Below are 26,393 nucleotides of genomic sequence, written 5' to 3' on the forward strand. Positions count from 1 at the left end.
TACGGGGGCGCTTCCTGCATACGGCACCCGCGGCCGGTCGTCGGCTCGCGGGGGCACTACCTCTAACGCGTTACGAGGCCGTGGATTCGGCCGGGCGGATGTAGATGCGCTGGCCCATTGCGGCGGCCTGCTGCACGATCCGGTTGACGGAGGCGGCGTCCACGACGGTGCTGTCAACGGCGATGCCGTCGACGTCGTCCAGGCGCATGATTTCGAAGCGCATGGCTTCTCCCTTCGTCTGATCCTCCTGCTAGGAGAACTACTGGTGCGGGGTGCTGATACTCAGCCTGCCCCGGCGAGGCGTCAAGGCGGTTGCCCGCCCGTTAAGAGTGGATTGCGGGGCTGCTGTGCACCACGTTCCGTAGGAGTAACGAGTTGCCTCCAGCAAACATTCCCTACGCTAAGGAAATTTTTCGAGTTGCTAAGGACCGGGCCCCGGCGGCGACCGCATGTGCCCGGTTGTGCCCCGTCCGTCACGGCGCGGACAATGGGGAGCGTATGGACGACTCCCAGGAACCCCAGGCGCTCCACGGCATCGCCGCCCAGCTGGACCGCAAGCTCGACCGCGCCAACGAGCTGCTTCAGCGCATGCTCGCCGAGGTCGCGAAGACGCCCTCCACGCACGCGATCTTCGTCGACGCCGGCTATGTCTACGCGGCCGCCGGGCTCCTCGTCACCGGCACCGAGGACCGCCGCTCCTTCGACCTCGACGCGGAAGGGCTGATCGAAGCCTTCATCGACAAGGCCCGCACGATCTTCGCGGACAGCCGGCTGCTCCGCGTCTACTGGTACGACGGCGCCCGCCGCCGCATCCACACCACCGAACAGCAGTCGATCGCCGAGCTCCCCGACGTCAAGGTGCGGCTCGGCAACCTGAACGCCAACAACCAGCAGAAGGGCGTCGACTCGCTGATCCGCTCCGACCTGGAATCACTGGCCAGACACCGGGCGATCAGCGACGCCGCGCTGATCGGCGGCGACGAAGACCTCGTCTCGGCCGTCGAGGCCGCGCAGGGGTACGGCGCCCGCGTCCACCTCTGGGGCATCGAGGCCGCCGAAGGGCGCAACCAGGCGGAGCCGCTGCTCTGGGAGGTCGACAGCCAGCGCACCTTCGACCTCGAATTCTGCAAGCCGTACGTCACCCGGCGCCCCGTCACGATGTACGAGCGGGAGGGGCCCGCGCCGAGCCGCGAGGACGTGCGCTTCGTCGGGGCCCGGATCGCGGCGACCTGGCTCTCCGAGCGCGGCCGCGCCGCCCTCGCCGACCTCCTGCCCGGCCATCCCTATCTGCCGGGCCCGGTCGACCAGGACCTCCTCATCGAGGCGGAACGGCTGCTCCAGTACTCGCTGCGCGGCCACGCGGACCTGCGCCGGGCGCTGCGGGACGGGTTCTGGCAGCACTTGCAGGGCCAGTACTGAGCACCCTGTGACCCCTGTGCCCGTTGTGTCCGCTGTGCCTGTGAACCCGGTTCGTCTGCGGGTCGTGGCCGCTCCTCGCGCGGTTCCCCGCGCCCCCGGCTACTCCGTGCCGGGCGCCCCGCACATCGTCGTCCAGAACTCCGTCAGAGCGGCGGTCAGTTCCTTGGGGTGGGACACATTGGGGGAGTGGTCGGCGCCGCGGAGCACGGTGTGGCGGGCGCCGATGCTGCGGGCCATGTGCGCCAGCTCCTCCACCGTCCACACCTTCTCTCCGTCCCCGTACGCGACGTGCAGCGGCAGCGGCAGCCGGGCCAGCCCCTCCGTGCGGTCCGGCTCGATCCTCAACTGCCGCCCCGTTGCGATGAGTTGGGCGGGCTGAGTGCTGAACCAGCGTCGTCCGAGGAACGCCACGATCTCGGGCGGGTCGGCGACGTAGACCGGGTCCCTGCCGTCGAGCCACTGCGTCACCGCCCACACCCACGACGGCGGCAGCACGGGCAGCGCCGCCTGAAGCATGCGGATCTTGGTGCGCTGCTCCGGTCCGACCCGGCCGGGCCCGGAGGAGAGCAGCGTCAGCGAACGGAAGGCCGTCGGGTCGAGGCGGGCCGCGGACCGGGCCACGAAACCGCCGAAGGAGTGCCCGACGAGATGGACGGGTCCCTCGCCCAGCGCGGCGACCTGCGCCAGGACGTCGCCGCCGAGGGCGCGCGGGGTGTACGCGGAGAGGCGCCGGGGCCCCGGGCTCTCGAACTGCCCGCGCCCGTCGACGGCCACGGCCCGGTAACCGGCGTCCGCAAGCGGATCGAGGAGGGCGAGGAAGTCCTCCTTGCTTCCGGTGTAGCCGGGCACCAGGAGCACGGTCCCGCGCGCCTGCCCGCCGGGTCGCGAATCGAGCACCGCGAACTCCTGGCGCGGCGTGCCGAGCCGGTACGCACGTGTACGCGCGGGGAGGTCGAGGGAGCGCGGCTTACTCATGAGTAGAGCGTATCCGCCCTGCCCAGCGGGCCCACCGGGCCCTCCAGGCCCCACTGCCGCGCCCGGTCGGGAGCCCGTACGAGATCCCGCGGCGGGCACGCGAACGGCCCGGCACCCCCGAGGGGGGACCGGGCCGTTCGCGTGGTGCTGGTTACGCCTCCGGCGCGACCGCCGCCTTCTTGGCGCGGGTGCGGCGGGGCTTGGCCGGAGCCTCGACGGCCTCGGCCGGCTCGACGACGGCCTCGGCGGCCTTCTTGCGGGTGCGGCGCGGCTTCACCGGAGCCTCGGCCTCGGCAGCCGCCTCGGGGGCGACCTCCACGGCCTTCTTGGCCCGGGTCCGGCGCGGCGCGGCAGGAGCTTCAGCGGCCTCGACCGTCTCGACGACGGCTTCGGCGACCTTCTTGGCGCGGGCGCGGCGCGGTGCGGCAGGGGCCTCGACCGTCTCCACGACGGCTTCGGCGGCCTTCTTGGCGCGGGTGCGGCGGGGCTTGGCCGGGGCTTCGGGGGCCTCGGCCGGGGCGACGGGGGCGGCCTCGACCGTCTCGACGACGGCTTCGGCGGCCTTCTTGGCCCGGGTGCGGCGCGGTGCGGCAGGGGCCTCGGTCGTCTCGACGACGGGCTCGGCGGCCTTCTTGGCGCGGGTGCGGCGGGGCTTGGCCGGGGCTTCGGGGGCCTCGGCCGGGGCGACGGGGGCGGTCTCGACCGTCTCGACGACGGCTTCGGCGGCATTCTTCGCCCGGGTCCGGCGCGGTGCGGCAGGGGCCTCGACCGTCTCGACGACGGGCTCGGCAGCCTTCCTCGCCCGGGTCCGCCGCTGCTTCGCCGGGGCTTCCTCCGCCACGACGGCGGCCGGAGCATCGGCGACGACGTTCATCGCGGCGGTGGTCGCGGCCTTCGCGGCCCTGGCCAGCTCAAGAGCGGCCGACTCCGGCGTCATGAAACCGACCTCGGAGGCCGCATCGGGCTTGCGCACCCGACGACGACGCGCCTTGGCCTCGACCGGCGCGGCCACGGTCTCGACGACCGGCGCCGGACGACGACGGGGCTGGGCCTTGACCTGCGCGACGACGGGCTCGGCCTTGACCTGCGCGACGGCCTTCTCAGCGAGGGCGACGGCGGCGGCGGGCGCGGTCTCGGTCACCGGCGCTGCGGCGGCCTGCGGCGCGGCCGACGGCGCACCCACCCGGGCACGGCGACGACGACGCGGGGTACGCGGCTCTGAACCCGTCTCGACGGGCTCGGCGACCGGCGCCGCGACGGGCGCGGCCGTGGTCTCTGCGGCGTCCGAGTGCGAGCCGCCGCGGGTGCGGCGACGCTGACGCGGCGTCCGCGTACGCTCAGGGCGCTCCTCGGTGACGACGGGAGCCGCCGCGGCGGACTTGCGCCCGCGCCCACCGGTCTCGCCCAGGTCCTCGACCTCTTCGGCCGCGAGGCCGGCGCGGGTACGGGAGCCGCGGGGCAGAACGCCCTTCGTGCCCGCCGGGATCCTCAGCTCCTCGAACAGGTGCGGAGACGTCGAGTACGTCTCCGGCGGGTCCGGGAACTTCAGGTCGAGCGCCTTGTTGATCAGCTGCCAGCGCGGGATGTCGTCCCAGTCGACCAGCGTGATCGCGATGCCCTTCTTGCCCGCGCGGCCGGTGCGGCCGATGCGGTGGAGGTAGGTCTTCTCCTCCTCGGGCGACTGGTAGTTGATGACGTGCGTGACGCCTTCGACGTCGATGCCGCGAGCGGCGACGTCGGTGCAGACGAGCACGTCGACCTTGCCGTTGCGGAAGGCGCGCAGCGCCTGCTCGCGGGCGCCCTGGCCGAGGTCGCCGTGCACCGCGCCGGAGGCGAAGCCGCGCTTGGCGAGCTGCTCGGCGATGTCGGCGGCGGTGCGCTTGGTGCGGCAGAAGATCATCGCGAGTCCGCGGCCCTCGGCCTGAAGGATGCGCGCGACCATCTCCGGCTTGTCCATGGAGTGGGCGCGGTAGACGAACTGCTCGGTGTTGGCGACCGTCGTGCCCTCGTCGTCCGGCGACGTGGCGCGGATGTGCGTGGGCTGCGACATGTAGCGGCGGGCGAGGCCGATGACGGCGCCCGGCATGGTCGCGGAGAACAGCATGGTCTGACGCTTGGGCGGCAGGTGCTGGATGATCTTCTCGACGTCCGGCAGGAAGCCGAGGTCGAGCATTTCGTCGGCCTCGTCGAGGACGAGGGCCTTGACGTGGGACAGGTCGAGCTTGCGCTGGCCCGCCAGGTCCAGCAGCCGGCCCGGGGTGCCGACGATCACGTCGACGCCCTTCTTCAGCGCCTCGACCTGCGGCTCGTAGGCCCGGCCGCCGTAGATGGCAAGGACGCGGACGTTACGGACCTTGCCCGCGGTAAGGAGGTCGTTGGTGACCTGCTGGCACAGCTCGCGTGTCGGGACGACGACGAGGGCCTGCGGGGTGTTGGTGAGCTTGTCCGGCGTGGCACGGCCCGCCTCGACGTCGGCGGGGACGGTGACGCGCTCAAGGAGCGGAAGGCCGAAGCCGAGCGTCTTGCCGGTGCCGGTCTTGGCCTGGCCGATGATGTCGGCGCCGGAGAGCGCGACCGGGAGCGTCAGCTCCTGGATGGGGAACGGGGACACGATGCCGACGGCTTCAAGGGCTTCGGCGGTCTCGGGAAGGATCCCGAGCTCTCGGAACGTAGTCAGGGTGCTGCCTCTTCTGTGAGACGCGGTACGGAGGCGAACGCGGCGGATCTACCGTGCCCATTTCGTCCGGCGGAGATCAGATTTCGATCGGATTGCCGGGTGGCGCGGGACCACTGCCGTCGCTCAAGCGCTCGTGCCGCTGAGGGATCCCTCTTCGGTGACACGTGGGGAAACGTGCCCTGCGGAGGGCTGTCGGGTCGGAGCCGACCGGGGAACCGACCGGGCATCCTCATTCGTGCAGCCCGTCGACATACTCGGCAGGCGCATTACCACTGTACCCCGGATTCGCGCATGTGTGTTGGGAGAATTCGCGAGGCGGGTGCGGCGGGTGTGATCGAGTAGGCCCTTACACCCTGTCCCGGGCGGGCTATTGTGCGGCTTATGGAGACGTCTGAGCACGCCACTACGGCCGAAGAAACCACTCCGGAGCCCGAGCGCACCGGCATCGCCGCCCAGGACTGGGAGGCGGCCTCCGCGGTTCCGCAGTACCGCGCGGCGGTGGTGGACCTCCTCGGCGCCCTCGCCTACGGCGAGCTCGCGGCCTTCGAGCGGCTTGCCGACGACGCGAAGCTGGCGCCGTCCCTCGCGGACAAGGCCGAGCTGGCGAAGATGGCCTCCTCGGAGTTCCTGCACTTCGAGCGGTTGCGGGACCGGCTCGCGCAGATCGACGCCGAGCCGACGGCCGCCATGGAGCCGTTCGCCAAGGCCCTGGATGACTTCCATCACCAGACCGCGCCATCGGACTGGCTGGAGGGCCTGGTCAAGGCGTACGTGGGCGACTCGATCGCGAGCGACTTCTACCGCGAGGTCGCCAGCCACCTGGACTCCGACACCCGCTCCCTGGTGCTCGCCGTCCTCGACGACACCGGGCACGGCAACTTCGCCGTGGAGAAGGTGCGCGCGGCGATCGACGCGGACCCGCGGGTCGGCGGGCGGCTCGCGCTGTGGGCGCGCCGGCTGATGGGGGAGGCGCTGTCGCAGGCCCAGCGGGTGGTCGCCGAGCGCGACGCGCTCTCCACGATGCTGGTCGGCGGGGTGGACGGCGTGGCCGCGGGCTTCGATCTCGCTGCGGTGGGCGAGATGTTCACCCGGATCACCAAGGCCCACACCAAGCGGATGGCGGCTCTGGGGCTCGCCGCGTAATCACCGGCGCTCGGCGCCCGGGTGGTGACGATCCGTCAGTCCATCCGGCTCCGCCGGTTCACCGATGCCGCCTACGCCGCCGACCGGCGCAGGCGGCGCGTGGGGCGCAGCAGCAGCGAGAGCAGGACGGCCGCGACGAACACGGCGCCGAGCACGGTGGTCACGCCGTGGCCGGGGCCGATCGCCGAGTGGGTCAGGAAGGCGCCGAAGAGGGCGGCGAGCGGGCCCGCGGCCAGCACGAGGCGGCGGTCGGGCAGCCGGTGGGGCAGCCGGGCGGCGGCGGCCCACGCGAGCGCGAATCCCAGCAGTACGGAGCCGAGGGCTTCCAGAAGCATGTACGTCGCCTCCCAGGGTGGCCAGGGCGGAACCGGTCACAGCCGTCCTACCCGAGGCTCGCGGAACGCAACCCTCCCCTCACTGGGAGGAAGCAATACGCCAAGGGACCCCCGGGGGAACGCGCCGCGGGCATGCACAAGGGGTGCCACCCGTGCGAACGGGTGGCACCCCTTGTGTGGTGTCCGGTGTACTACAGCGCGCCGAAGCCCACGCGGCGGACCGCCGGTTCGCCGATTTCCACGTATGCGATCTTGTCGGCCGGTACCAGGACCTTGCGACCCTTGTCGTCCGTGAGGCTGAGCAGCTGCGCCTTGCCGGCGAGGGCGTCGGCAACCGCGCTCTCGACCTCTTCGGCGGACTGCCCGCTCTCCAGAACGATCTCCCGGGGTGCGTGCTGCACGCCGATCTTGACCTCCACGGCTATGTCCCTCCGACCTCGTGCGGTGCGCGGTCAGCCGCGCCGTACGCTGCACACATTAGCCCGGAGAGGGGACCTGGAACGGCCCGCCGCTGAACGCCAGGAGCGAACAGAATCCAGGAATGAGCGCGCGAGGGGCGTTTCAGTGCCCCTCGGTGCCGTGCAGCGGGAAGCCCGCGATGCCGCGCCAGGCCAGCGAGGTGAGCAGCGTGACCGCCTTGTCGCGGGGGATGGTCGACTCGCTGGAGAGCCAGTAGCGGGCCACCACCTGGGACACTCCGCCCAGGCCGACGGCGAGCAGCATCGACTCGTCCTTGGACAGGCCGGTGTCCTCGGCGATGACGTCGGAGATGGCTTCCGCGCACTGGAGGCTGACCCGGTCCACGCGCTCGCGCACGGCGGGCTCGTTGGTCAGGTCCGACTCGAAGACCAGACGGAACGCGCCGCCCTCGTCCTCGACGTACGCGAAGTAGGCGTCCATCGTCGCGGCGACGCGGAGCTTGTTGTCCGAGGTCGACGCCAGCGCGGTGCGGACCGCGTGGAGCAGTGACTCGCAGTGCTGGTCGAGGAGGGCCAGGTACAGGTCGAGCTTGCCGGGGAAGTGCTGGTAGAGCACCGGCTTGGAGACGCCCGCGCGCTCCGCGATGTCGTCCATGGCGGCCGCGTGGTAACCCTGCGCGACGAAGACTTCCTGGGCCGCGCCCAGGAGCTGATTGCGGCGGGCCCGGCGCGGCAGACGCGTGCCTCGCGGGCGCGCCGCCTCGGTCTGCTCGATGGCTGTCACGCCGCCTCCCAAAGTTGTTCTCGTGCGCGATGCACGCGCCGCCATCGTACTTTTGGGTAACCCGGCTGTGCGCGGTGCGAACGCAGAATTTCACGGACCGGACGCGCTGGGTAGCCGGAGGTATGGGCAGGAACCCGCCCACATCACCGGTAGTCGTCCTCGTCGAGCGCGACCACGCGTGCCTGTTCGGCGGCGTCCGCCTCGTTGGCGGCACCCGGGTCGACGCGGGTCAGCGGGTCGTCGCGGCTCGGCCGTACATCCCTGTGCTGCTCGGCCGCGTCCGCCTCGGGGGTCTCCTCGGGCAGCTCGGTGGAGGTCTCGTCTTCTTCTTGGAAGGTTTCCGGATCGCTGGGATCGACCGGCATGACTGCTCCCTTTTCGTCCACTTCGAGTGCTTCGGGGGCTTCCTTACGAGCCTAGGAGTTCCCCGGGCAAGTCGCTATACGGCCTGTGACGGCGAACACATGAACCACGGTGTGATCGTCTCGTAACATTGCCCGCATGTCTTCGACCGAGCTGCCGGAAACCCCCGCCGCTGCCGCCCTGGCGCCACGGGTGAGCGCGGTCCGGGTGGCCGAGGGCGAGGAGATGCGTTGTGTGAGCCTGCCGGGCCTCACCCTGCACGTGCGGTCCCGGCCCGGCGCCGCACCCGGCCTCGAACCCGCGCTGTACGTCCACGGGCTCGGCGGCTCCTCGCAGAACTGGTCGGCGCTGATGGCGCTGCTCGCGGACCGGCTCGACGGCGAGGCGCTCGATCTGCCCGGATTCGGGGACTCCCCGCCGCCGGACGACGGCAACTACTCGCTCACCGGGCACGCCCGCGCCGTGATCCGTCTGCTCGACGCCTCCGGGCGCGGCCCGGTCCACCTCGTCGGCAACTCCCTCGGCGGCGCCGTGTCGACCCGCGTCGCGGCCGTACGCCCCGACCTGGTGCGCACCCTGACACTCATCTCGCCCGCGCTGCCGGAGATCCGCGTCCAGCGCAACGCCTGGCCGACCGCGCTGGACGCGCTGCCCGGCGTGGCCTCCCTGTTCGCCCGGCTGACCAGGGGCTGGAGCGCGGAGGACCGTACCAGGGGAGTGATGGCGCTCTGTTACGGCGACCCGGCCCGGGTGAGCCCGGAGGGCTTCGAGGCCGCCGTCCACGAGATGGAGCGACGTCTCCAACTGCCGTACTTCTGGGATGCGATGGCCCGCACGGCCCGTGGCATCGTAGACGCCTACACCCTGGGCGGCCAGCACGGTCTGTGGCGGCAGGCGGAGCGGGTGCTCGCGCCGACGCTGCTGGTGTACGGGGCGCGCGACCAGCTCGTCTCGTTCCGGATGGCCCGCCGGGCGGCGGCCGCCTTCCGCGACTCGCGCCTCCTCACGCTGCCCGACGGCGGGCACGTGGCGATGATGGAGTACCCCGAGACGGTCGCCCAGGCCGTGCGGGAACTGATCGAAGAGAACAGCGGCGGCGGACGCCGCGGCGACGACCGAGACAACAGGAGCTGATCCGGGGCGTGGGACGACACAGCCGACCCAAGGGCTCCGGCGGCGCGGAGCCGATACCCGAAGCACCCGGGGCGCCGGGCACCGGGCAGCAGGAGCAGGCCGGGCCTTCCGGAGGCGGACGGCGCAGGCGCGACGTCCCCGGCGAAGGGCCCGCCCAGCACCACGGGCCGGGCACCCCCGCCTTCGGCACCGCGCAGGTACGCGGCGGACACCCCCAGCACCGCGAGGGCGAGCGCGCGGGCGGGGCGCCCGACCGGCACGGCAGGCCCTACCCGGTGCAGCAGCGCCCCGTCGGCGGGGCGGCCCGCATCCCGGGGCCGCGCCGCTCCTACACCGACGCCTTCGACGGGCCCGGGGCCGCCGGCTCCGGCCCGCGCCGCACCGTCCAAGTCCCCGCGCCGGCGCCGCTCCCGAAGGACGGCCCCCCGGACGGGCCCGACACGCTTGTGCCCGGCGCCCGGAGCGAGGACGCCAAGGGCTCCGGCACCGCGGGCGGGGCCGGCAAGGTGTCCAAGGGGCGGACGTACACCGGGATCGCGGCCGCCGCGGTTACCACCGTGCTCGCGGTCGTCGTCGCAGGACAGGTCACGTCCGACGGCGGCAAGCACGACGTCGCCCACCAGTCCGCGAGCGACAAGGCGCGGGACGACGACGGTTCCGCCTCGCGGGGCGGCGGGCGCTCCACCCCCCAAGTGGCGCCGGCGGTCGCGACGTACGACCAGAAGATGGCCCAGCTGTTCCCGCTCGACCCCAAGCTCACCGCGTCGGGACGCTTCGAGCCCGTGCCAGGGTCCGACGCGGCGCCCGGCAAGGGGCACGTCTACCACTACCGGGTCGACGTGGAGCAGGGGCTCGGCCTGGACGGCGCGCTCTTCGCCGAGGCCGTCCAGAAGACCCTCAACGACGACCGCAGCTGGTCGCACGCGGGGAAGATGACGTTCGCCCGGGTCTCCACGGACAAGCCGGACTTCGTGATCACGCTGGCGAGCCCGGGGACCACCGGCACCTGGTGCGCCAAGTCGGGGCTCGACACCCTGGAGGACAACGTCTCCTGCGACTCCGCCGCCACCAACCGGGTGATGATCAACGCCTACCGGTGGGCGCGGGGCTCGGTGACCTTCGGCGACGCGGCGATCCACGCGTACCGGCAGATGCTCATCAACCACGAGGTCGGCCACCGGCTCGGGCACGACCACGAGAGCTGCCGCACGGCCGGCACGCTCGCCCCGGTGATGCAGCAGCAGACCAAGACCCTGGACCTGAACGGCATCAAGTGCCTGGCCAACCCGTGGGTGTACCCCGAAGGCTGACGGGGAGCGTGCGCAGCGGGCGGCCGGTGGCGCGCGGGGGCGCGCGGAGGGGCCCCTCCTCCCCGCGGCGCCCGCGAGAAGCGGCCCCGACGTGACCATCCGTGAGCACATCGCCCCGTAGCGCCACCGAACGCCACCGGGTCGGGAAAGTTACGTGCATTCACCCCTTCTGGTGGCGCGATGGACAACCGTCCGTCGCGTCATCGGCATATCCGCATACGTTCGTCCCCGCTGCGAGTCGCCGTTGCCAACGGTGGCCGCCCACAAGGGAGATCGGGGGTGCGCACATGCGGATCGGACTGCTCACGGATGGCGGTTATCCGTACACGACCGGCGAGTCGAGGCTGTGGTGCGACCGGCTCGTGCGCGGGCTCGCGCGGCACGAGTTCGACATATACGCGCTGAGCCGGAGCGCCGGCCAGGAGGAACGGGGCCTTGTCCCGCTGCCGCCCCAGGTGCGCCAGGTGCGCACCGCCCCGCTCCGGGCCCCGGCCGAAGAGCGCCGCACCGGCCGGGGGCGCGCCGAGGCGCGGGGCTACGGACGGCGTGAACGCCGGGAGTTCGCCGCGCACTTCGCGCTGCTGGCCACGGCGATCTGCGCCCAGCGCCCGGCGGCCCCGGGGGAGCCGGGCGGCGAGGGCTTCGCCGACGGGCTCTACGGACTCGCCGCCCTCGCCCGGGACCACGGCGGGCTCGGCGGTGCGCTGCGCTCGGAGGCGGCCGTCCGCATCCTGGAGGCCGCCTGCCGCGCGCCGGGCGCGAACCGTGCCGTACGGGCCGCCCGCGTACCCGACCACCTCGCCTTCGCGGGCCTCCTCGAACGCGCCCTGCGCCCGCTCTCACTCGACTGGTACGGCGACGACGCCCTCGGCTCGGTCGATCTCGGCCATGCCACGTCCGGCGGCCGGGCGGCTTTGCCCGGGCTCCTGGCCAAACGCTTCTGCGGGGTCCCGCTCCTGGTCACCGAGTACGGCGTCCAGCTGCGCGCCCAGTACCTCGCCAACGCCCAACTCGCCGCTCCCGTACGGGCGTTGCAGGCCGGCTTCCAGCTCCGTCTCGCCGCCGAGGTCTACGCGCGGGCCGACCTCATCACCCCCGGCAACACCCATGCCCGGCGCTGGCAGGAGCGCTGCGGCGCCGACCGCGCCAAGCTGCGCACCGTCTATCCCGGCATGCCGGCCGACCGGTTCCACGCGGTGGGCGAGGGCGCGTACGACGGGGACCCGCACACCCTGGTGTGGGTGGGGCGGATCGAGCCGGCCAAGGACCTCATCGCCCTGCTGCACGCCTTCGCCGGGGTCCGCAAGGCCGAACCGGCGGCCCGGCTGCGGCTGTTCGCGGCGCCCGCCCAGGACCCCGGGGCCGCCGGCTACCTCGCCCACTGCCGCGCGCTGGCCGCCCAGCTCTTCCCGGACGAGGCAACGGGCGCCCACGCGGTCGGCGACAACCCCGTCTCGTTCGAGGAGATCGGCGGCCCCGAGGCGCCCGAACTCGCCGACGCGTACGCCACCGGAAGCGTCGTCGTCCTGTCGAGCGTCGTCGAGGGCTTCCCGATCAGCCTCGTCGAGGCGATGTTCTGCGGCCGGGCCACCGTCTCCACCGACACCGGCGCGGTCGTCGAGGTCATCGGCGGCACGGGCCTCGTGGTGCCCCCGCGCAACCCCCGCGCGCTCGCCGACGCCTGCCTCGCGCTGCTGCGCGACCCCGAACGGCGCGCGCGCCTGGGCGCGGCCGCCCGGGCCCGCGCGCTCGAACTGTTCACCGTCGAGCAGAACCTCGCGGCATTTCGCGGCATGTACCTGGAGCTCATGTCGCACAACCCGGTGCACCGCGAAAGCGCCGACGAGACGGCCGCCCCGCAGCCCTTCGCCCACCCCGCCGAGGCCCATGTGCCCGGACGCTGGGCGGCACCGACCGCGGCCCGCGGCCCGGCCGCCCCGCTCGGCCCGGGCCCCGGCCGGGCGGGCGGCCGGGCCGCCCTCCTGACGCAGGAACGCCTCGACGGCGATGCGGTCGAAGGAGCCGAGGTAGCCGAAGGAGCCGCAGCGGCCGCAGCAGCCGCAGGCGTCGCAGGAGCCGAAGAGGTCGTGGCGGAGGGAGAGGCGCGTGCGTGACATCCCCGCCGCTCCGGCCGACGGCGCCCCCCGGGACGCCCGCCCGAAGGACGCTCCCACCTCCGCCGTCGCCTCCGCCCAGAACGACACCGGACGCGGCACAGCCGCCGACCCCGCCTCCGCCTCCGCCGAGAACGTCACCGGACGCGCCGCCGCCGACGCCGACCCCGACTCCACCCCCGCCCCCGCCACCGCCCAGAACGGCACGGGACGCGGTGCCGCCCGGCGGGGCCCCGCCGACCCCGTCAAGGCGCTCATGCACCGCCACCGTGAACTCTGCGAGCGGGCCGTCGACCCGCTGGAGATCGCGGCGGGACTCGAAGCGCACGGCGTCACCGACCGCACCGCCGCGCGCTTCAGGCACCGCGACGTCTTCTCGCTCGCCGAAGAGCTCTACGCCCGCGTACCACGCGGCGCCGAAACCGCCCCCGCCGCACAGGAGTTGACGCCCTCGCCCGCCGGATGGGCGCTGTGGGCGCTGCTGCCGGGCGCCGTCGCCGTCCTCACCGTGGCGGGCGTCCGGCTCGCGGCCGGCGGGGTCCGGCCTGCCGTGGGCGCCCTGGGTGCGGCGGCCTTCGTGGCGGCCCTCACCCTGGCCCTGCGACGCGGCCCGCTGCGCGCGGGGCCGCGCGCGGGACTGGCCGTCCGCCTCTGCGCCGGCTGGCTGCCGGCGTACGCGGTCGGCGGTGACGGGCTGCTCACCGACGCCGTACACGGCGGCCCCGACGGGGGCTGGCCGCTCGACCCCGCGGCGGCCACCGGCCTCGCGTTCGCCGTCGTCCCCGCCCTGTGGTGTGCCCATCTCTTCTCCGTACAGGCCCGCCGCAAGCTCGCGACCAGTCGGGGCCTCGCGGAGTTCACCGGACGCTCACGACCGCTGCTCCTGGGGACCGCGGCACTGTTCGCCCTCGGCCTCGGCGGATGCCTGCTGATCGGTCAACTCGCTTACGGCGCAGGGCCGTTCGCGGGAGCCGCCGCGCTCGGGATGCTGCTGTGGCTCGCCCGGCTGCTCGCCGCACACGGATTCGCGCGCGCCGCGGCCAAGGTCCTCGCGGCCGCCGCGGGCGCCGAACTGCTCGCGCTGTGCAGCGTGTTCACCGGGCGCCTGCCCGGTCTGACCCTCATCGGCCGGCCCGTCGCGACCGCCGTCCAGAACTGGGGCGCAGGCGTACTGCCCGCCGCCGTGTGCGGCGCCGCCGCCCTCGCCCTGCTCGCCCGAGCCGCCGCGGTCCTCGCCCGCGCCTCGGCCCACTGTGACCAGTGAGGCGCCCGATGACCGACGCGCCCACTCCACCGAAGCGCCGAACCCGCCTGACCACATCACGGAGCAGGCGGCACGCCATTGAAGGAGAACGACACATGACCGCCCTGCCATCGGCCTCCCGCCGCCCGCACGGAAGGACCGTGCGATGAGGGTGCTGCTGCTCGGAGCCAACGGATACCTCGGCCGGTTCGTCGCCGACCGCCTGCTCGCCGACCCCGCCGTCCAGCTCACCGCCCTCGGGCGCGGCGACGACGCCGACGTACGGTTCGACCTCGCCACCGGCAGCCCGGGAGCCCTCACCCGCTTCCTCGACGCCGTGCACCCGGGAGTCGTCGTCAACTGCGCCGGGGCCATCCGTGGCGGCGCCCGCGAACTGACCCGGCACAACACCGTCGCCGTCGCCACCGTCTGCGAGGCCCTGCGCCGCAGCGGCTGCGGAGCCCGCCTGGTGCAGATCGGCTGCGCCTCCGAGTACGGGCCCTCGCAGCCCGGCTCGTCCACCGCAGAGGACGCGGTGCCGCGCCCCGGGGGACCGTACGGCGTCTCCAAGCTCGCCGCGACCGAACTCGTCCTCGGCTCAGGGCTCGACGCGATCGTGCTGCGCGTCTTCTCGCCCGTCGGGCCCGGCACCCCGGCCGGCTCCCCGCTCGGCCGACTCGCCGAGGCGATGCGCCGCGCCATGCAGTCCGGCGACGGAGAGCTGAAGCTCGGAGGGCTCGGAGTGCAGCGGGACTTCGTCGACGTACGCGATGTGGCACGGGCCGTACACGCCGCCTCGCTCTCGGCCGCCCAGGGCGTGGTCAACATCGGCACCGGACGCTCGGTGAAGCTCCGCGACGCGGCGGCGGTCCTGGCCCGGGTCGCCGGCTATGGGGGCGCCCTGCACGAACTGGACGGGCCGCCGTCCATGCGAGCAGGCCTCATCGGCTCACCGCGCTCCGGCGACGCCGGGCTCGACCACCTCGCCGCGCCCTCCCCGTACCCCGACGGCTGCGGCAGCTGGCAGCAGGCCGATGTGCGCACCGCCCGCGACCGGCTCGGCTGGCGGCCCCGGATCAACCTGGAGGAATCGCTCGCCGACATCTGGATGGAGGCGGCATGCCGCATCTGACCCGGACCGCACGACAGCGCGCGGCGACCGGCGCCGACCGGCTCGGCCTCGGGATCCCCGGGTACGCCCATCCGCTCGTCGCCCCCGTCGAATGGGCCGAACTCACGCGCCCGGGAACGCCGTTGCACTGGGCGGTGCTCAATGTGTCCGGCGGAGCCCCGGGCGGGCCCGGCAGCCGCCCCGACCCGCACTGCCTCGAAGCGGCCGGCAAACTCCGCAACGCCGGGATCCGGGTGCTCGGCCACCTCGACACGGCATACGGCACGCGCGCCCTCGCGGAGCAGATCTCCGAAGCACACCGCTACCTCGACTGGTACCGCGTCGCCGGCTTCCTCCTGGACCGCTGTCCCACAGGGCGGGACGAGCTTCCCGGAATGCGGTACACCGCCGATGCGCTGCGCTCCCTGCGGGACGACGCCCACCTCGTGTTCGGGCACGGCACGCACCCCTGCCCCGGCTACGCCGAGACGGCCGACCAGCTGATCACCTACGCCGGTCCATGGCGTGACTACCGCTGGTCACAGGTGGCCGAATGGACCGCCGACCACCCGCCGGAGCGCTTCTGCCACCTGGTGCACGGGGTGCCGAGGACCCATCTGGAGGAGGCGCTGCGGATCGCCCGCTGGCAGGGCGCGGGCACGATCTTCTTCACGGACCGCGCCGATCGGGCCCCTCGCGGAACGGGGACTGTCGACCCGTTCGAGACGCTGCCCGGCTACTGGGACGAAATTGTCTCGCGGATCGGACCTGCTATCTCGGAATGAGAAGGGGCGTGGCAGTGTTACGGACAAGAACAACCGTACTGACATACCGACCGACTGGTAATTGAGGTTCTCGTGTCGCTGCCACCCCTGGTCGAGCCAGCAGCTGAGCTCACCGTAGACGAGGTCCGCAGGTATTCGCGCCACCTGATCATCCCGGACGTCGGGATGGACGGGCAGAAGCGGCTGAAGAACGCCAAGGTGCTCGCCGTGGGCGCCGGCGGTCTCGGCTCTCCGGCCCTGATGTACCTGGCCGCCGCCGGTGTCGGCACGCTCGGCATCGTGGAGTTCGACGAGGTCGACGAGTCGAACCTCCAGCGCCAGATCATCCACAGCCAGGCCGACATCGGCCGCTCCAAGGCGGAGTCCGCACGTGACTCCGTGCTCGGCATCAACCCGTATGTGAACGTGGTCCTGCACGAAGAACGGCTCGAAGCCGAGAACGTGATGGACATCTTCAGCCAGTACGACCTGATCGTCGACGGCACGGACAACTTCGCGACCCGCTACCTGGTCAACGACGCCTGCGTGCTGCTCAACAAGCCGTACGTGTGGGGCTCGATCTACCGCTTCGACGGCCAGGCGTCGGTGTTCTGGTCCGAGCACGGCCCGTGCTACCGCTGCCTCTACCCCGAGCCCCCGCCGCCGGGCATGGTCCCGAGCTGCGCCGAGGGCGGCGTGCTCGGCGTGCTGTGCGCGTCCATCGGCTCCATCCAGGTCAACGAGGCCATCAAGCTCCTCGCGGGCATCGGCGAGCCGCTGGTCGGCCGCCTGATGATCTACGACGCCCTGGAGATGCAGTACCGCCAGGTCAAGGTCCGCAAGGACCCCGACTGCGCGGTGTGCGGTGAGAACCCGACCGTCACCGAGCTCATCGACTACGAGGCCTTCTGCGGCGTCGTGTCCGAGGAGGCCCAGGAGGCGGCCCTCGGCTCGACGATCACTCCCAAGCAGCTCAAGGAGTGGATCGACGCGGACGAGAAGATCGAGATCATCGACGTCCGTGAGCCGAACGAGTACGAGATCGTCTCGATCCCGGGCGCCAAGCTGATCCCGAAGAACGAGTTCCTGATGGGCACGGCGCTGGAGTCGATGCCCCAGGACAAGCGCATCGTCCTGCACTGCAAGACGGGCGTCCGCTCGGCCGAGGTCCTCGCGGTCCTCAAGTCCGCGGGCTTCTCGGACGCGGTGCACGTGGGCGGCGGCGTGATCGGCTGGGTCAACCAGATCGAACCCGAGAAGCCGATCTACTAGACGCCCGGTCTTTCGACCGTGGGCCGGTGGGGCCGTCCGCGCAGTTCCCCGCGCCGCCACCGGCCAAAGGGGCCGACCCGCACGAGCAGTTCGGGTCGGCCCGCACGACCCAAGGGGCGCGGGGAACGGTGCGACCAGCCCACAACGGCCCGCGGTCGAACGAACTCGACCGCGGTCGTAAGCGGCCGCGCCGGGTCACTCGCAAACCGTCCCCGCCGAGGGCACCTTCCCCTCCAGGAGATACGCGTTCACCGCGCCCTGAACACACTTGTCGCCGCTGTCGTACGCGCCGTGGCCCTGCCCCTTGTAGGTGAGCTCCACGCCGACCCCCGGGCCCAGCTTGTCCACCATGTTCTTGGCGCCCTCGTAGGGCGTAGCCGGATCGCCGGTGTTGCCCACGACCACGATCGGGGCGGCGCCCGGCGCGCTCACGTCGGGTGTGGTCCACTGCCCGGCCACCGGCCACTGGGAGCAGCCGAGCAGCCCCCAGGCCATGAAGTCGCCGAACACGGGCGAGGCCTTGCGGAACTCGGGCAGCTTGGCCTTGGCCTGCTCCACCGAGTAACGCTGCTTGAAGTCGGCGCAGTTGACGGCCGCGTTGGCCGCCTGGATGTTGCTGTACGTGCCGTCCTTGGCGCGCCCGTTCATGGCGTCCGACAGGACGAGGAGCAGGGCGCCGTCGCCGCCCTCCGCGTCGTCGACGCCCTGTTCGAGCAGCTGCCAGTACTCCTTGGAGTACAGGGCCTGCGCGATGCCGTTGGTGGCCTGGGTCCGGGTGAGTTGGCGACCGCTGTTGCCGGCCGGGATGGGCTTCGCGCCGAGCTGGGCGAGCAGCTTGACGATGACGTCCTCGACCTCCTTCACGTTCGCGCCCCGCAGCAGGCACTTGTCGCCGCGGTTCACGCAGTCCTGCGCGAAGTTGTCGAGGGCCAGCTGGAAGCCCTTGGCCTGGCCGAGCGCGCCCTGCTCGACGTCGCTGGTGGGATCGACGACCCCGTCGAAGACGGCCCGTCCGACGTTCTTGGGGAACAGGTGGGCGTAGACGCCGCCGAGCTCGGTCCCGTACGAGATCCCCATGTAGTTCAGCTTCCGGTCGCCGAGCACCTGGCGCAGCAGATCCATGTCGCGGGCCGCGCTGGTGGTGCCGACGTGCGGGAGCACCTTGCCGGAGTTGTCCTGGCAGGCGGTGGCGAACGACTTGAGGCCGTCGAGGTACGTCCTCTCCTGCGCCAGGGTGGCAGGGGTGGCGTCCTGCGCGAAGTAGGTGTCGAGCTGGGAGTCGTTCTCGCAGCGCACCGGGGCGCTGGCGCCGACCCCGCGCGGGTCGAAGCTGACCAGGTCGTAGCGGCCGCGCAGCGCTTTGTAGTCGGTCGCCGCGGCGGGCAGGGTGGTCACGCCCGAGCCGCCGGGGCCGCCGAAGTTGAAGACGAGCGAGCCGATGCGCTGGTTCTTGTCGGTGGCCTCGGCGCGGATGAGGGCCAGATCGAGGGTGCCGGCCTTGGGGTCGGCGTAGTCCAGCGGCACCTTCATGGTGGCGCACTTCCACTGGCCGCCGCCGGGCGGCGCCGAGGGAGCCGCGCCCGTGCCCTCGGCCGCGGTGGGTGCCTGGCACGCCTTCCAGCTCAGCTTCTGCGTGCCGAGCCTGGCCGGGTCGGCGGTGCCGGAGCTGATCCCGTTGTCGTCCTTGTCCCCGCCCGAACAGCCGACGGCGGCGAGCAGCAGGGCGACGGCGCCGAGCGCGGTGGCCCGGGTCCGCTTGCGTGGGGCACGGTGGTGTTCCATCCCCCCATCCTGCGGCGCGGGCACGGGGGGCGCGCGAGCGGGGCGGCCCATGCGGGTGGTGCTGCTTCGCCGCCGGCCCGCCCCGGCAGCAGGCGTATCCGACTACAACTGACCCTTCCTGGTCAGGTAGTTGAAGCACAGCCACCCCGGCAGGACCGGGAGCCAGAACGTCAGGAGCCGGTACAGCAGTACGGCGGACGTCGCGGTCTCGGCGGTCATGCCGGCGATCGTCAGCGCCGTGGACAGCGCCAGTTCGACGGCGCCCACACCGCCCGGCGTCGGAGCCGCGGACCCGAGCGCGTTGGCGGTCAGGAAGACCACGGCCACGCTGGCATAGCTCAGGGTGTGCTCGCTGCCCGTGCCGAACGCGCGGATCGAGGCGTCGAGGCACATCACGAACACGCCGGTCAGCAGCAGCATGCCGCCGATCCCGGTGACCAGCTTCTGCGGCCGCTGAAGCACGTCCAGCATGCGCGGCACCACGCCCGCGAACAGTGAGCGGACCCGGCTGACCACGAACTTCCGCAGGAACGGCACCGCGGTGACCACCAGGATCAGCACGGCCGCCGTGAGCAGCCCCGCGATCACCGTCCGGGACGGCGACAGCTCCGAGGTCTGCTCGGTCCCGGTCACATAGCCGAAGATCAGCAGCAGCGAGATGTGCGAGGCGAGCCCGAACAGCTGCGACGCGCCCACGCTCGCCACCGCGAGCCCCGGCCGCACCCCCGCGCGCTGGAGGAACCGGGTGTTGAGGGCGACACCGCCGACCGCGGCCGGCGCCACCAGCTTCACGAACGAGCCGGCGACCTGCGCGACCACCGCCCGCCAGAACGGCACCCGCTCCGGCACGAAGCCGAGCAGGCTGGCCGCGGCGGCCGGGTAGGACAGCGCCGAGAAGAGCGCCGCCGCCGCGACCCAGCCCCACTGGGCGTTCGCCACGAGATCGCCGAACTTGATGTTGGTGAGCTGCACCAGCAGGAAGTACGCGGCGAAGGCGCCCGCCACAAAGCTGATCAGCGTCTTCATCTTGATGCGCTCAAGACGCACCGGCTCCACCGGGGCCTGTGGGCGGATCAGCAGCACCTGGCGGCGGATCTGGGTGAGCAGATCGTCCTCGTGCGCCTCCTCAAGGGCCTCGTCGATGGCCAGCTTCTCGGCCTTCTTCTCGGCCTTCACGGCCTTGCGGTCGTCCGTCGCGGCCAGCGCCTCGGGGTGCGCGGCGGCCTCCTTGGCGGCGGCCGCCTCCGCGGCCTTGGCCTCCCGCGCCGCGTCCGACGCCTCAAGGACCGCCTCGCGTTCGCGCTGCGCCTGCTCACGGCCGAGCCTGCGCAGCGTCGCGCGGGTGGAACGGCTCAGCGCGATGGGCTGGAGCAGCGGGAGGCTGTCGGCGACCGCGTCGGGCCCGAGCACGTCCAGGGCCGAGGCGACGGCGCGCTCGGCGCCGACCCGCAGCCCGAAGGTGGTCAGCAGCTGGGCCACGTCCATCCTGAGCACGATGTCGCCCGCCGCGATCTCGCCGCCGCGCAGATCGGTCACGATCACCCTGCCGGAACGATCCACCAGGATCGCGTCGCCGGCCAGCCTGCGGTGGGCGATCCGCCGCGACTGAAGCGCTTCGACCTGGCGCCACGTCTCGCGCATCAGGTCGTCGGTGATCTCCTTGTCCTCCAGGGAGTCGAGGGAACGGCCACCGGTGTGCTCGTACACCAGCATCACGGCGTCCGGGCCGAGCTCGGAGGTGGCGATCAGCTTGGGCGCGTTCGCCCCGGCCGCGATCGCCGCGTACGCGAGCAGCGCTTCCTGCTCAAGGGCCTGTCTGAGCGACTGGATCGAGCGGCGCGTGGTGATGGAGCGCAGCGTCAGACGGCGCCACACCCGGTAGAAGAAGCCCTGCGCCTGCTGCTCACGGTCGACGACGGTGACATCCAGGGGCGGGCCGTCCTCCAGGGTGACCAGATAGCGCCGGCCCCGTTCGCCCTGCTCCAGCGAGTCCGGCACGTCCTCGGAGCGCAGCGCGGTCACCGGGTTGAACCCGACGTGGCGAAGCCCCGCGAGCAGGGTCTGCCCGGTGGGGCGCACATTGGGCGAGCCGACCGCGTAGAGCGTGCCGTACGCGACGGTCCAGCCGATCAGGATCGTCACGACGATCGAGAACGGGGTGGTCTGCCCGCCGACGAGCACCGCGAAGGAGTTGAGCAGCAGCACCGCCCACAGGGCCACCCGCCAGCGGGGTCTGCGGGCCATTCCGACGGCCGTCATATAGGCGATGACCGGGGCGAGATAGCCGTGCACGGGGTCGGTGAGGGCGCCCGACGCGGACTGCCGGGTCAGTGCCTCGGTGATCGAGCCGGGCGCCGACTTGGACACCCACAGGTCGGTCGCGAGCGCCACGCCGTGCGCGAGCACCGCGGCGAGCACCCCGTCCGCGATCCGCAGCCCGTCCCGTTTGATCAGCCGCTCGATGGCGAAGGCGACGGGCAGCACGAGGACGGCGATGCTGGAGGTGAGCCCGGCGAGGCGGATCAGGACGTCGGGTGTGCCGGTGGTGCCCTTGGTGATGTCGTCCTCAAGGCCCGACGTGGTGCCGTGCGCGAACGCCGCGACGGCCAGGACGACGGCGATCGCCAGCATGCCGGTGAGCAGCCGGAGCAGGTCCGATGGACGGTGCACGCGTGCGGGCAGCAGCGGTTCGTCCACGGAGACGCGCTCGATGGACCCCGAGTCCTCGCACATCCCGGCGTCGTCACCGGACCGCGCACCGCGCGAACCCTCGGGGCGTTCCTGGCCTTCGGAGCCTTTGGGCCCTGCGGCGGGGTGGGGGTCCTCGGGGTCTTCGGGGCCTGCGGTGCCGCGGGGGTTCTCGGAGCGTTCGGGTCCTGCGGCCGCACCGGAATCCTTGGAGCCTTCGGGTCCGGTTGTGCCGCCGGACGGTCCGTCCTCGGCCGGACGCGCCGGGTCCTGGGATGCGGCGGCCTGCCGCCCGGCTTCAGGGCTGCCGCTCGCCGCCGCTTCGGGTGGCTGCACGCCCCGCTCCTTCGCCGACTCGTCCGTCTTGTCTCTGTCTCGTATCACCGCTCACCGCCCGCATGATGGTGGCATGTCCAGAGATCCCGGAGGGGCATCAGGGTGCATTGCCCCGGCGTGCGCTGTGTGAGTTGCGCCCCTTCGTCACTCCGCGCACCGGCTCCGCCCGGATATGACCCGACTCGACGCGACTGTCGGTGGCGTACGGCAGGATGGAGCGGATGAGCGAGCAGCGCAGGGACCGGGCGGGCGAGCCGCTGCCCGAGGTTCCCGAGTACGCGGAACGGGTGCTGGAGGCCACCGAGCACATCCCGCCCGGCCGGGTGATGACGTACGGGGACGTCGCCGAATGGCTCGGCGAGGGCGGGCCGCGCCAGGTCGGCCGGGTCATGTCGCTCTACGGCGCAGCGGTGCCCTGGTGGCGCGTGGTCCGCTCGGACGGCGCGCTGTTGCCCGGACACGAACTGCGCGCCCTCGGGCACTACCGGGACGAGGGCACGCCGCTGCGCGAAGCGGCCCGGTCCGCCGACGGCCATCTGCCGCGGCTCGACATGAAGCGCGCGCGCTGGGACGGCTCCGGCGGCGGCGCGTCCGGCGTGCTCGGCGGCGAGGCGGCTCATACCTGACAGCTTGGGCCATCCGGCGTCGCCCGGTGCGGCCTGAGGACCGTACGGATGACTCGCTGCGTCGCGGACACGGTTCGGCGTACCGTCGAGGGTCCGCGCCGACCGCGCGGGCCTCACCCCCACCCTCACCACCAGCACACCCACCAGGACCGGCGATCCACGTGAGCTCCTTCTCTTCCACCGGGCGTACGGCGTACCAGCAGGTACGCCGGGCGACCCCCGGCGCGTACCGGCTGGTGCGTACCCCGCCGGACCCGGTGGATCCCCCCCTCCTTGACGCGCCCCAGCGCAGGGTGGTTGACCACCGCGCGGGGCCGCTTCTGGTGCTCGCGGGGCCCGGCACCGGCAAGACCACCACCCTGGTCGAGGCGGTCGCGGCCAGAATCGCGGCGGGCGCCGACCCCGAGCGCGTCCTGGTGCTCACCTTCAGCCGCAAGGCCGCCGTCGAACTGCGCGACCGCATGGCGCTGCGGCTCGGCGCCGCCGCGAAGAGCCCGCAGGCCACCACGTTCCACTCGTACTGCTACGCCCTCGTCCGCGCCCATCAGGACGCCAAGCTGTTCCGTGAGCCGCTGCGCCTGCTGTCGGGACCCGAGCAGGACGTGGCCGTACGCGACCTCCTGGCCGGACAGATCGGCCTCCAGCGCGCCGGCCTCGCGCACGTGAGCTGGCCCGACGAACTGCGCGCCTGCCTGACCACCCGGGGCTTCGCCGACGAGGTGCGCGCGGTGCTCGCCCGCAGCCGCGAACTGGGCCTCGGACCGGACGCCCTGGCCCGCTTCGCCGAGCGGGCGGGCCGCCCGGACTGGAAGGCGGCCGCCGCCTTCCTCGCCGAGTACCTGGACGTCCTCGACCTCCAGGGCGTCCTGGACTACGCGGAGCTGGTGCACCGCGCGGTGCTGCTCGCCGAACGCACCGCGCTGCCCTCCTACGACGCGGTGTTCGTCGACGAGTACCAGGACACGGATCCCGCACAGGTACGACTTCTGACGGCGCTCGCGGGCGGCGGGCGCACCCTGGTCGCCTTCGGCGACCCCGACCAGTCGATCTACACCTTCCGCGGCGCCGACATCAACGGCATCCTCGACTTCCCCGACGCCTTCCCCCGTACCGACGGGAGCCCGGCACCCGTCGAAGTCCTCACCACCTCGCGCCGTTCCGGCACCGCACTCCTGGACGCGACCCGGCTGCTGACCCGTCGCATGCCGCTGCCGCGGCTCCCGGCCGAGCAGGTCCGCGCCCACCGCGACCTGCGGCCCACCCGCACGGGCGGGCGCGTGGAGGCCCACACCTACCCCACGGCCTCGACCGAGCTGGACAACATCGCCGACCTGCTGCGCCGCGCCCACCTCGAAGAGGGCGTCCCCTGGCAGGACATGGCGGTCCTGGTCCGCGCGAGCACCCGTGCCGTCCCGGCGCTTCGCCGTGCCCTGACCACCGCGGGCGTCCCCGTGGACACCTCGGGCGCCGACACCGCGCTGCGCGACGAACCCGCGGTGGCGCCGCTCCTGACGGCGCTGCGGGCGGTGGCGCACGCCGCCCTGAAGGGGACGGCCGGACAGTCCGGACCCGCGGCCACCGTGGCGGGCGCCGCGTCCGCGCCGGGGCCGGCGGCCACCGTGGCGGGCGCCGCGTCCGCGCCGGGGCCGGCGGCCACCGTGGAGGGCGCAGCGCCCGCTCCCGCGCCGGGGCCGGCGGCAACCGTGGAGGGCGCCGCATCCGCGCCCGTCAGCCTCGTCCACCCCGGGCGCCACCCGGCGCGGGAGCGGGCCGAGGACGATGGCGCCGAGCTCCCCGCGTGGCTGGACACCGAGACCGCGCACACCCTGCTCACCTCGCCGCTCGGCGGCATGGACACCGCCGACCTGCGCCGCCTGGGCCGGGCCCTGCGCGACGAGGAGCGGGCCGCGGGCACCCGCGTGCCGGCCCCCTCGGACGTGCTGCTCGCCCGAGCCCTCGCCGAACCCGAACGGCTCGTCGCACACGACCCCTCGTACGCGCGCGGGGCCCAGCGCCTGGCCACGCTGCTGCGCAAGGCGCGCGAACTCCTGGAGGGCGGCGGCACCGCGGCCGAGGCGCTGTGGGAGCTGTGGAACGGCACGCCCTGGCCGCAGCGCCTCGAACGGTCGGCGCTGCGCGGCGGAGCCGGCGGCCGCGCGGCCGACCGCGACCTCGACGCGATCTGCGCCCTGTTCGACACGGCGGCCCGCGCCGAGGAACGCACCGGTGGCCGGGGCGCGCTCAACTTCCTGGAAGAGGTCGACGCGCAGGACATAGCGGCCGACACCCTGACGCGCGGGGCCGCACGCCCGGACGCGGTACGGGTGATGACCGCCCACCGCTCCAAGGGCCTGGAGTGGAGCCTCGTCGTGGTCGCCGGAGTGCAGGAAGGACTCTGGCCCGACCTGCGCCGCCGCGGCTCGCTCCTGGAAGCCGACCGCATCGGGCGCGACGGCCTGGCCGAACCGCTCACCCCGGGCGCGCTGCTCGCCGAGGAACGACGCCTCTTCTATGTCGCGGCCACCCGCGCCCGCGACCGCCTCGTGGTGACCGCCGTCAAGGCGCCCGCCGACGACGGCGACCAGCCCTCCCGCTTCCTCACCGAGCTGGGCGTCGAGCCCCGCGACACCACGGGCCGGCCCCGCCGCCCGCTCGCCGTCGCGGCGCTCGTCGCCGAGCTGCGCGCCACCACGGTCGACCCGGCCGCCTCCGACGCGCTGCGCGAGGCCGCCGCCGAACGCCTGGGCCGGCTCGCCGCGCTCACCGACGACGAGGGCCAGCCACTGGTCCCCGCGGCGCACCCGCACCGCTGGTGGGGCCTGTACGAGCCGACCCGCTCCGAGGTCCCGCTGCGCGACCGCGACCTGCCGCTGGCCCTGTCCGGCAGCGCCCTCGACCAGCTCGCCAACACCTGCTCCCTCCAGTGGTTCCTGGGCCGCGAGGTGAAGGCGGACGCCCCCGCGACGGCCGCCCAGGGCTTCGGCAACGTGGTGCACGTCCTGGCCGACGAGGTGGCGTCCGGCCGTACGCCCGCCGACCTGGCCGTCCTCATGGAACGCCTGGACTCGGTCTGGGACGCGCTCGCCTTCGACGCGCCCTGGAAGTCGCTCCAGGAGAAGCAGAACGCGCGCGCCGCGCTGGAACGCTTCCTGCGGTGGCACACCCTGGACCGCGCGGGCCGCACGCCGGTCGCCACGGAGCACGGCTTCGACGTGACCCTGGAGGCGGGCGAGTACGAGGTCCGCATCCGCGGCTCCATGGACCGCGTGGAGAAGGACGTCGAGGGCCGCGCCTACGTGGTCGACTTCAAGACCGGCAAGCAGGCGCCCACCGCCGCCGACGTGGCGACCCATCCGCAGCTCGCCGTCTACCAGCTCGCGGTCCGCGAGGGCGCCCTCGACGAGGCCTTCGACGGCCGCCGCCCCAGCCCCGGCGGCGCCGAACTGGTCCACCTGCGCCAGGCCGCCCCCCAGCGGGAGGGCGGCGACGCGTACCCCAAGGTGCAGGCGCAGGAACCGCTGGCGGGGGAGTGGGTGGGCGATCTGCTGGCCACGGCGGCGGGCAAGGTCCTGGACGAACACTTCACCCCGACCCCGGGAACGCACTGCACCCACTGCACCTTCAGGGCCTCGTGCACGGCCCAGCCGGAGGGACGGCAGGTGGTGGAGTAGCGCGCCGCCCGCGCTCTCAGGGGCGCGGCCGCCCCCCGCACGGCCCGCAGCCGAACCCCCTGCCGGCGGCCCGCAGCCGAACCCCCCCTGCCGACGGCCGCCCGGGGTCGAGGGGCGGAGCCCCCGCGGGGGCCGGGGCGGAGCACCCGGAAAGCCCCCTCCACCACCCTCACCCCCGGAGGGTTTCGGGAAGGGGCGGGGTGGGGGACAAGCCCGCCGCAGGCGCC

General features: G+C 73.3%; 20 protein-coding genes. 11 read left to right on the top strand and 9 right to left on the bottom strand.

The window, feature by feature from the left end; all coding sequences use genetic code 11:
• Positions 1–70: 70 nt before the first annotated feature.
• A complete protein-coding gene (locus tag ACGFW5_RS04340) occupies positions 71–223 on the bottom strand; it encodes a hypothetical protein (protein WP_393832641.1) in 153 nt (50 codons plus the stop codon).
• A 275-nt stretch (positions 224–498) separates the two neighbouring features.
• Between ACGFW5_RS04340 and ACGFW5_RS04345 the strand changes: the two genes are divergently transcribed.
• Positions 499–1,419 carry an NYN domain-containing protein gene (locus tag ACGFW5_RS04345; protein ID WP_393832642.1) on the top strand — a complete coding sequence of 307 codons (921 nt, stop codon included), beginning with the start codon at positions 499–501 and terminating at the stop codon, positions 1,417–1,419.
• A 99-nt stretch (positions 1,420–1,518) separates the two neighbouring features.
• Here the strand turns inward: ACGFW5_RS04345 and ACGFW5_RS04350 are convergent, their stop codons facing one another.
• Positions 1,519–2,394 (bottom strand): alpha/beta fold hydrolase, encoded by an 876-nt coding sequence (locus tag ACGFW5_RS04350; RefSeq protein ID WP_393832643.1) that lies wholly within the window; start codon positions 2,392–2,394, stop codon positions 1,519–1,521.
• Positions 2,395–2,545: 151 nt separating this feature from the next.
• Positions 2,546–5,119 carry a DEAD/DEAH box helicase gene (locus ACGFW5_RS04355; protein WP_393832734.1) on the bottom strand — a complete coding sequence of 858 codons (2,574 nt, stop codon included), beginning with the start codon at positions 5,117–5,119 and terminating at the stop codon, positions 2,546–2,548.
• 333 nt (positions 5,120–5,452) lie between these two features.
• Here ACGFW5_RS04355 and ACGFW5_RS04360 point away from each other — a divergent pair, with 333 nt between their 5' ends.
• On the top strand, positions 5,453–6,214 hold the full coding sequence (locus ACGFW5_RS04360) for a ferritin-like fold-containing protein (RefSeq protein WP_393832644.1): 762 nt from the start codon (positions 5,453–5,455) through the stop codon (positions 6,212–6,214).
• A 71-nt stretch (positions 6,215–6,285) separates the two neighbouring features.
• Here ACGFW5_RS04360 and ACGFW5_RS04365 read toward each other — a convergent pair whose 3' ends face one another.
• The 4 genes from ACGFW5_RS04365 to ACGFW5_RS04380 form a co-directional block, all read right to left on the bottom strand.
• Positions 6,286–6,549, bottom strand: a complete 264-nt coding sequence (locus ACGFW5_RS04365) for a hypothetical protein (protein WP_393832645.1) — start codon at positions 6,547–6,549, stop codon at positions 6,286–6,288.
• Positions 6,550–6,740: 191 nt separating this feature from the next.
• Complete coding sequence (locus tag ACGFW5_RS04370) at positions 6,741–6,968, bottom strand: DUF3107 domain-containing protein (RefSeq protein ID WP_120721528.1); 228 nt, start codon at positions 6,966–6,968, stop codon at positions 6,741–6,743.
• 142 nt (positions 6,969–7,110) lie between these two features.
• Positions 7,111–7,752 carry a TetR/AcrR family transcriptional regulator gene (locus ACGFW5_RS04375; protein WP_393832646.1) on the bottom strand — a complete coding sequence of 214 codons (642 nt, stop codon included), beginning with the start codon at positions 7,750–7,752 and terminating at the stop codon, positions 7,111–7,113.
• 143 nt (positions 7,753–7,895) lie between these two features.
• Positions 7,896–8,117, bottom strand: coding sequence for a hypothetical protein (locus ACGFW5_RS04380; RefSeq protein ID WP_393832647.1), 222 nt, complete (start codon positions 8,115–8,117; stop codon positions 7,896–7,898).
• 136 nt (positions 8,118–8,253) lie between these two features.
• Here ACGFW5_RS04380 and ACGFW5_RS04385 point away from each other — a divergent pair, with 136 nt between their 5' ends.
• The 7 genes from ACGFW5_RS04385 (at position 8,254) to moeZ (ending at position 17,063) form a co-directional block, all read left to right on the top strand.
• Positions 8,254–9,249, top strand: coding sequence for an alpha/beta fold hydrolase (locus tag ACGFW5_RS04385; RefSeq protein WP_393832648.1), 996 nt, complete (start codon positions 8,254–8,256; stop codon positions 9,247–9,249).
• Positions 9,250–9,257: 8 nt separating this feature from the next.
• Positions 9,258–10,559, top strand: coding sequence for a DUF3152 domain-containing protein (locus tag ACGFW5_RS04390; RefSeq protein WP_393832649.1), 1,302 nt, complete (start codon positions 9,258–9,260; stop codon positions 10,557–10,559).
• Positions 10,560–10,846: 287 nt separating this feature from the next.
• On the top strand, positions 10,847–12,673 hold the full coding sequence (locus ACGFW5_RS04395; protein ID WP_393832650.1) for a DUF3492 domain-containing protein: 1,827 nt from the start codon (positions 10,847–10,849) through the stop codon (positions 12,671–12,673).
• Positions 12,666–13,937 (top strand): hypothetical protein, encoded by a 1,272-nt coding sequence (locus tag ACGFW5_RS04400; RefSeq protein WP_393832651.1) that lies wholly within the window; start codon positions 12,666–12,668, stop codon positions 13,935–13,937. Before ACGFW5_RS04395 ends, ACGFW5_RS04400 begins: the two co-directional genes overlap by 8 nt.
• Positions 13,938–14,082: 145 nt before the next feature.
• Positions 14,083–15,048, top strand: coding sequence for an NAD-dependent epimerase/dehydratase family protein (locus ACGFW5_RS04405; protein WP_393832652.1), 966 nt, complete (start codon positions 14,083–14,085; stop codon positions 15,046–15,048).
• Complete coding sequence (locus tag ACGFW5_RS04410) at positions 15,036–15,812, top strand: spherulation-specific family 4 protein (RefSeq protein ID WP_393832653.1); 777 nt, start codon at positions 15,036–15,038, stop codon at positions 15,810–15,812. The genes ACGFW5_RS04405 and ACGFW5_RS04410 overlap by 13 nt, the downstream gene beginning before the upstream one ends.
• A gap of 72 nt (positions 15,813–15,884) precedes the next feature.
• Positions 15,885–17,063 (top strand): adenylyltransferase/sulfurtransferase MoeZ, encoded by a 1,179-nt coding sequence (gene moeZ / locus ACGFW5_RS04415; protein ID WP_393832654.1) that lies wholly within the window; start codon positions 15,885–15,887, stop codon positions 17,061–17,063.
• 195 nt (positions 17,064–17,258) lie between these two features.
• Here moeZ and ACGFW5_RS04420 read toward each other — a convergent pair whose 3' ends face one another.
• Together ACGFW5_RS04420 and ACGFW5_RS04425 are read right to left on the bottom strand one after the other, a co-directional pair.
• Positions 17,259–18,845 (bottom strand): alpha/beta hydrolase, encoded by a 1,587-nt coding sequence (locus ACGFW5_RS04420; protein ID WP_393832655.1) that lies wholly within the window; start codon positions 18,843–18,845, stop codon positions 17,259–17,261.
• 102 nt (positions 18,846–18,947) lie between these two features.
• A complete protein-coding gene (locus ACGFW5_RS04425; RefSeq protein WP_393832656.1) occupies positions 18,948–21,917 on the bottom strand; it encodes a lysylphosphatidylglycerol synthase domain-containing protein in 2,970 nt (989 codons plus the stop codon).
• Positions 21,918–22,090: 173 nt separating this feature from the next.
• On the opposite strand from ACGFW5_RS04425, the gene ACGFW5_RS04430 reads away from it, so the two are divergent.
• Both ACGFW5_RS04430 and ACGFW5_RS04435 read left to right on the top strand, forming a co-directional pair.
• A complete protein-coding gene (locus ACGFW5_RS04430; RefSeq protein ID WP_393832657.1) occupies positions 22,091–22,495 on the top strand; it encodes an MGMT family protein in 405 nt (134 codons plus the stop codon).
• Between the two features lie 161 nt (positions 22,496–22,656).
• Positions 22,657–26,166, top strand: coding sequence for an ATP-dependent helicase (locus tag ACGFW5_RS04435; RefSeq protein ID WP_393832658.1), 3,510 nt, complete (start codon positions 22,657–22,659; stop codon positions 26,164–26,166).
• Positions 26,167–26,393: the final 227 nt, after the last annotated feature.

Origin of the sequence: Streptomyces sp. NPDC048416, from assembly GCF_043200435.1 — a bacterium.
Classification (GTDB): Bacteria; Actinomycetota; Actinomycetes; order Streptomycetales; family Streptomycetaceae; genus Streptomyces.

Coding starts and splice junctions, on each gene's coding strand:
- ACGFW5_RS04340 (WP_393832641.1), bottom strand. CDS start 223: ATGCGCTTCGAAATCATGCGCCTGGACGACGTCGACGGCATCGCCGTT.
- ACGFW5_RS04345 (WP_393832642.1), top strand. CDS start 499: ATGGACGACTCCCAGGAACCCCAGGCGCTCCACGGCATCGCCGCCCAG.
- ACGFW5_RS04350 (WP_393832643.1), bottom strand. CDS start 2,394: ATGAGTAAGCCGCGCTCCCTCGACCTCCCCGCGCGTACACGTGCGTAC.
- ACGFW5_RS04360 (WP_393832644.1), top strand. CDS start 5,453: ATGGAGACGTCTGAGCACGCCACTACGGCCGAAGAAACCACTCCGGAG.
- ACGFW5_RS04365 (WP_393832645.1), bottom strand. CDS start 6,549: ATGCTTCTGGAAGCCCTCGGCTCCGTACTGCTGGGATTCGCGCTCGCG.
- ACGFW5_RS04380 (WP_393832647.1), bottom strand. CDS start 8,117: ATGCCGGTCGATCCCAGCGATCCGGAAACCTTCCAAGAAGAAGACGAG.
- ACGFW5_RS04385 (WP_393832648.1), top strand. CDS start 8,254: ATGTCTTCGACCGAGCTGCCGGAAACCCCCGCCGCTGCCGCCCTGGCG.
- ACGFW5_RS04395 (WP_393832650.1), top strand. CDS start 10,847: ATGCGGATCGGACTGCTCACGGATGGCGGTTATCCGTACACGACCGGC.
- ACGFW5_RS04405 (WP_393832652.1), top strand. CDS start 14,083: ATGAGGGTGCTGCTGCTCGGAGCCAACGGATACCTCGGCCGGTTCGTC.
- ACGFW5_RS04410 (WP_393832653.1), top strand. CDS start 15,036: ATGCCGCATCTGACCCGGACCGCACGACAGCGCGCGGCGACCGGCGCC.
- ACGFW5_RS04420 (WP_393832655.1), bottom strand. CDS start 18,845: ATGGAACACCACCGTGCCCCACGCAAGCGGACCCGGGCCACCGCGCTC.
- ACGFW5_RS04430 (WP_393832657.1), top strand. CDS start 22,091: ATGAGCGAGCAGCGCAGGGACCGGGCGGGCGAGCCGCTGCCCGAGGTT.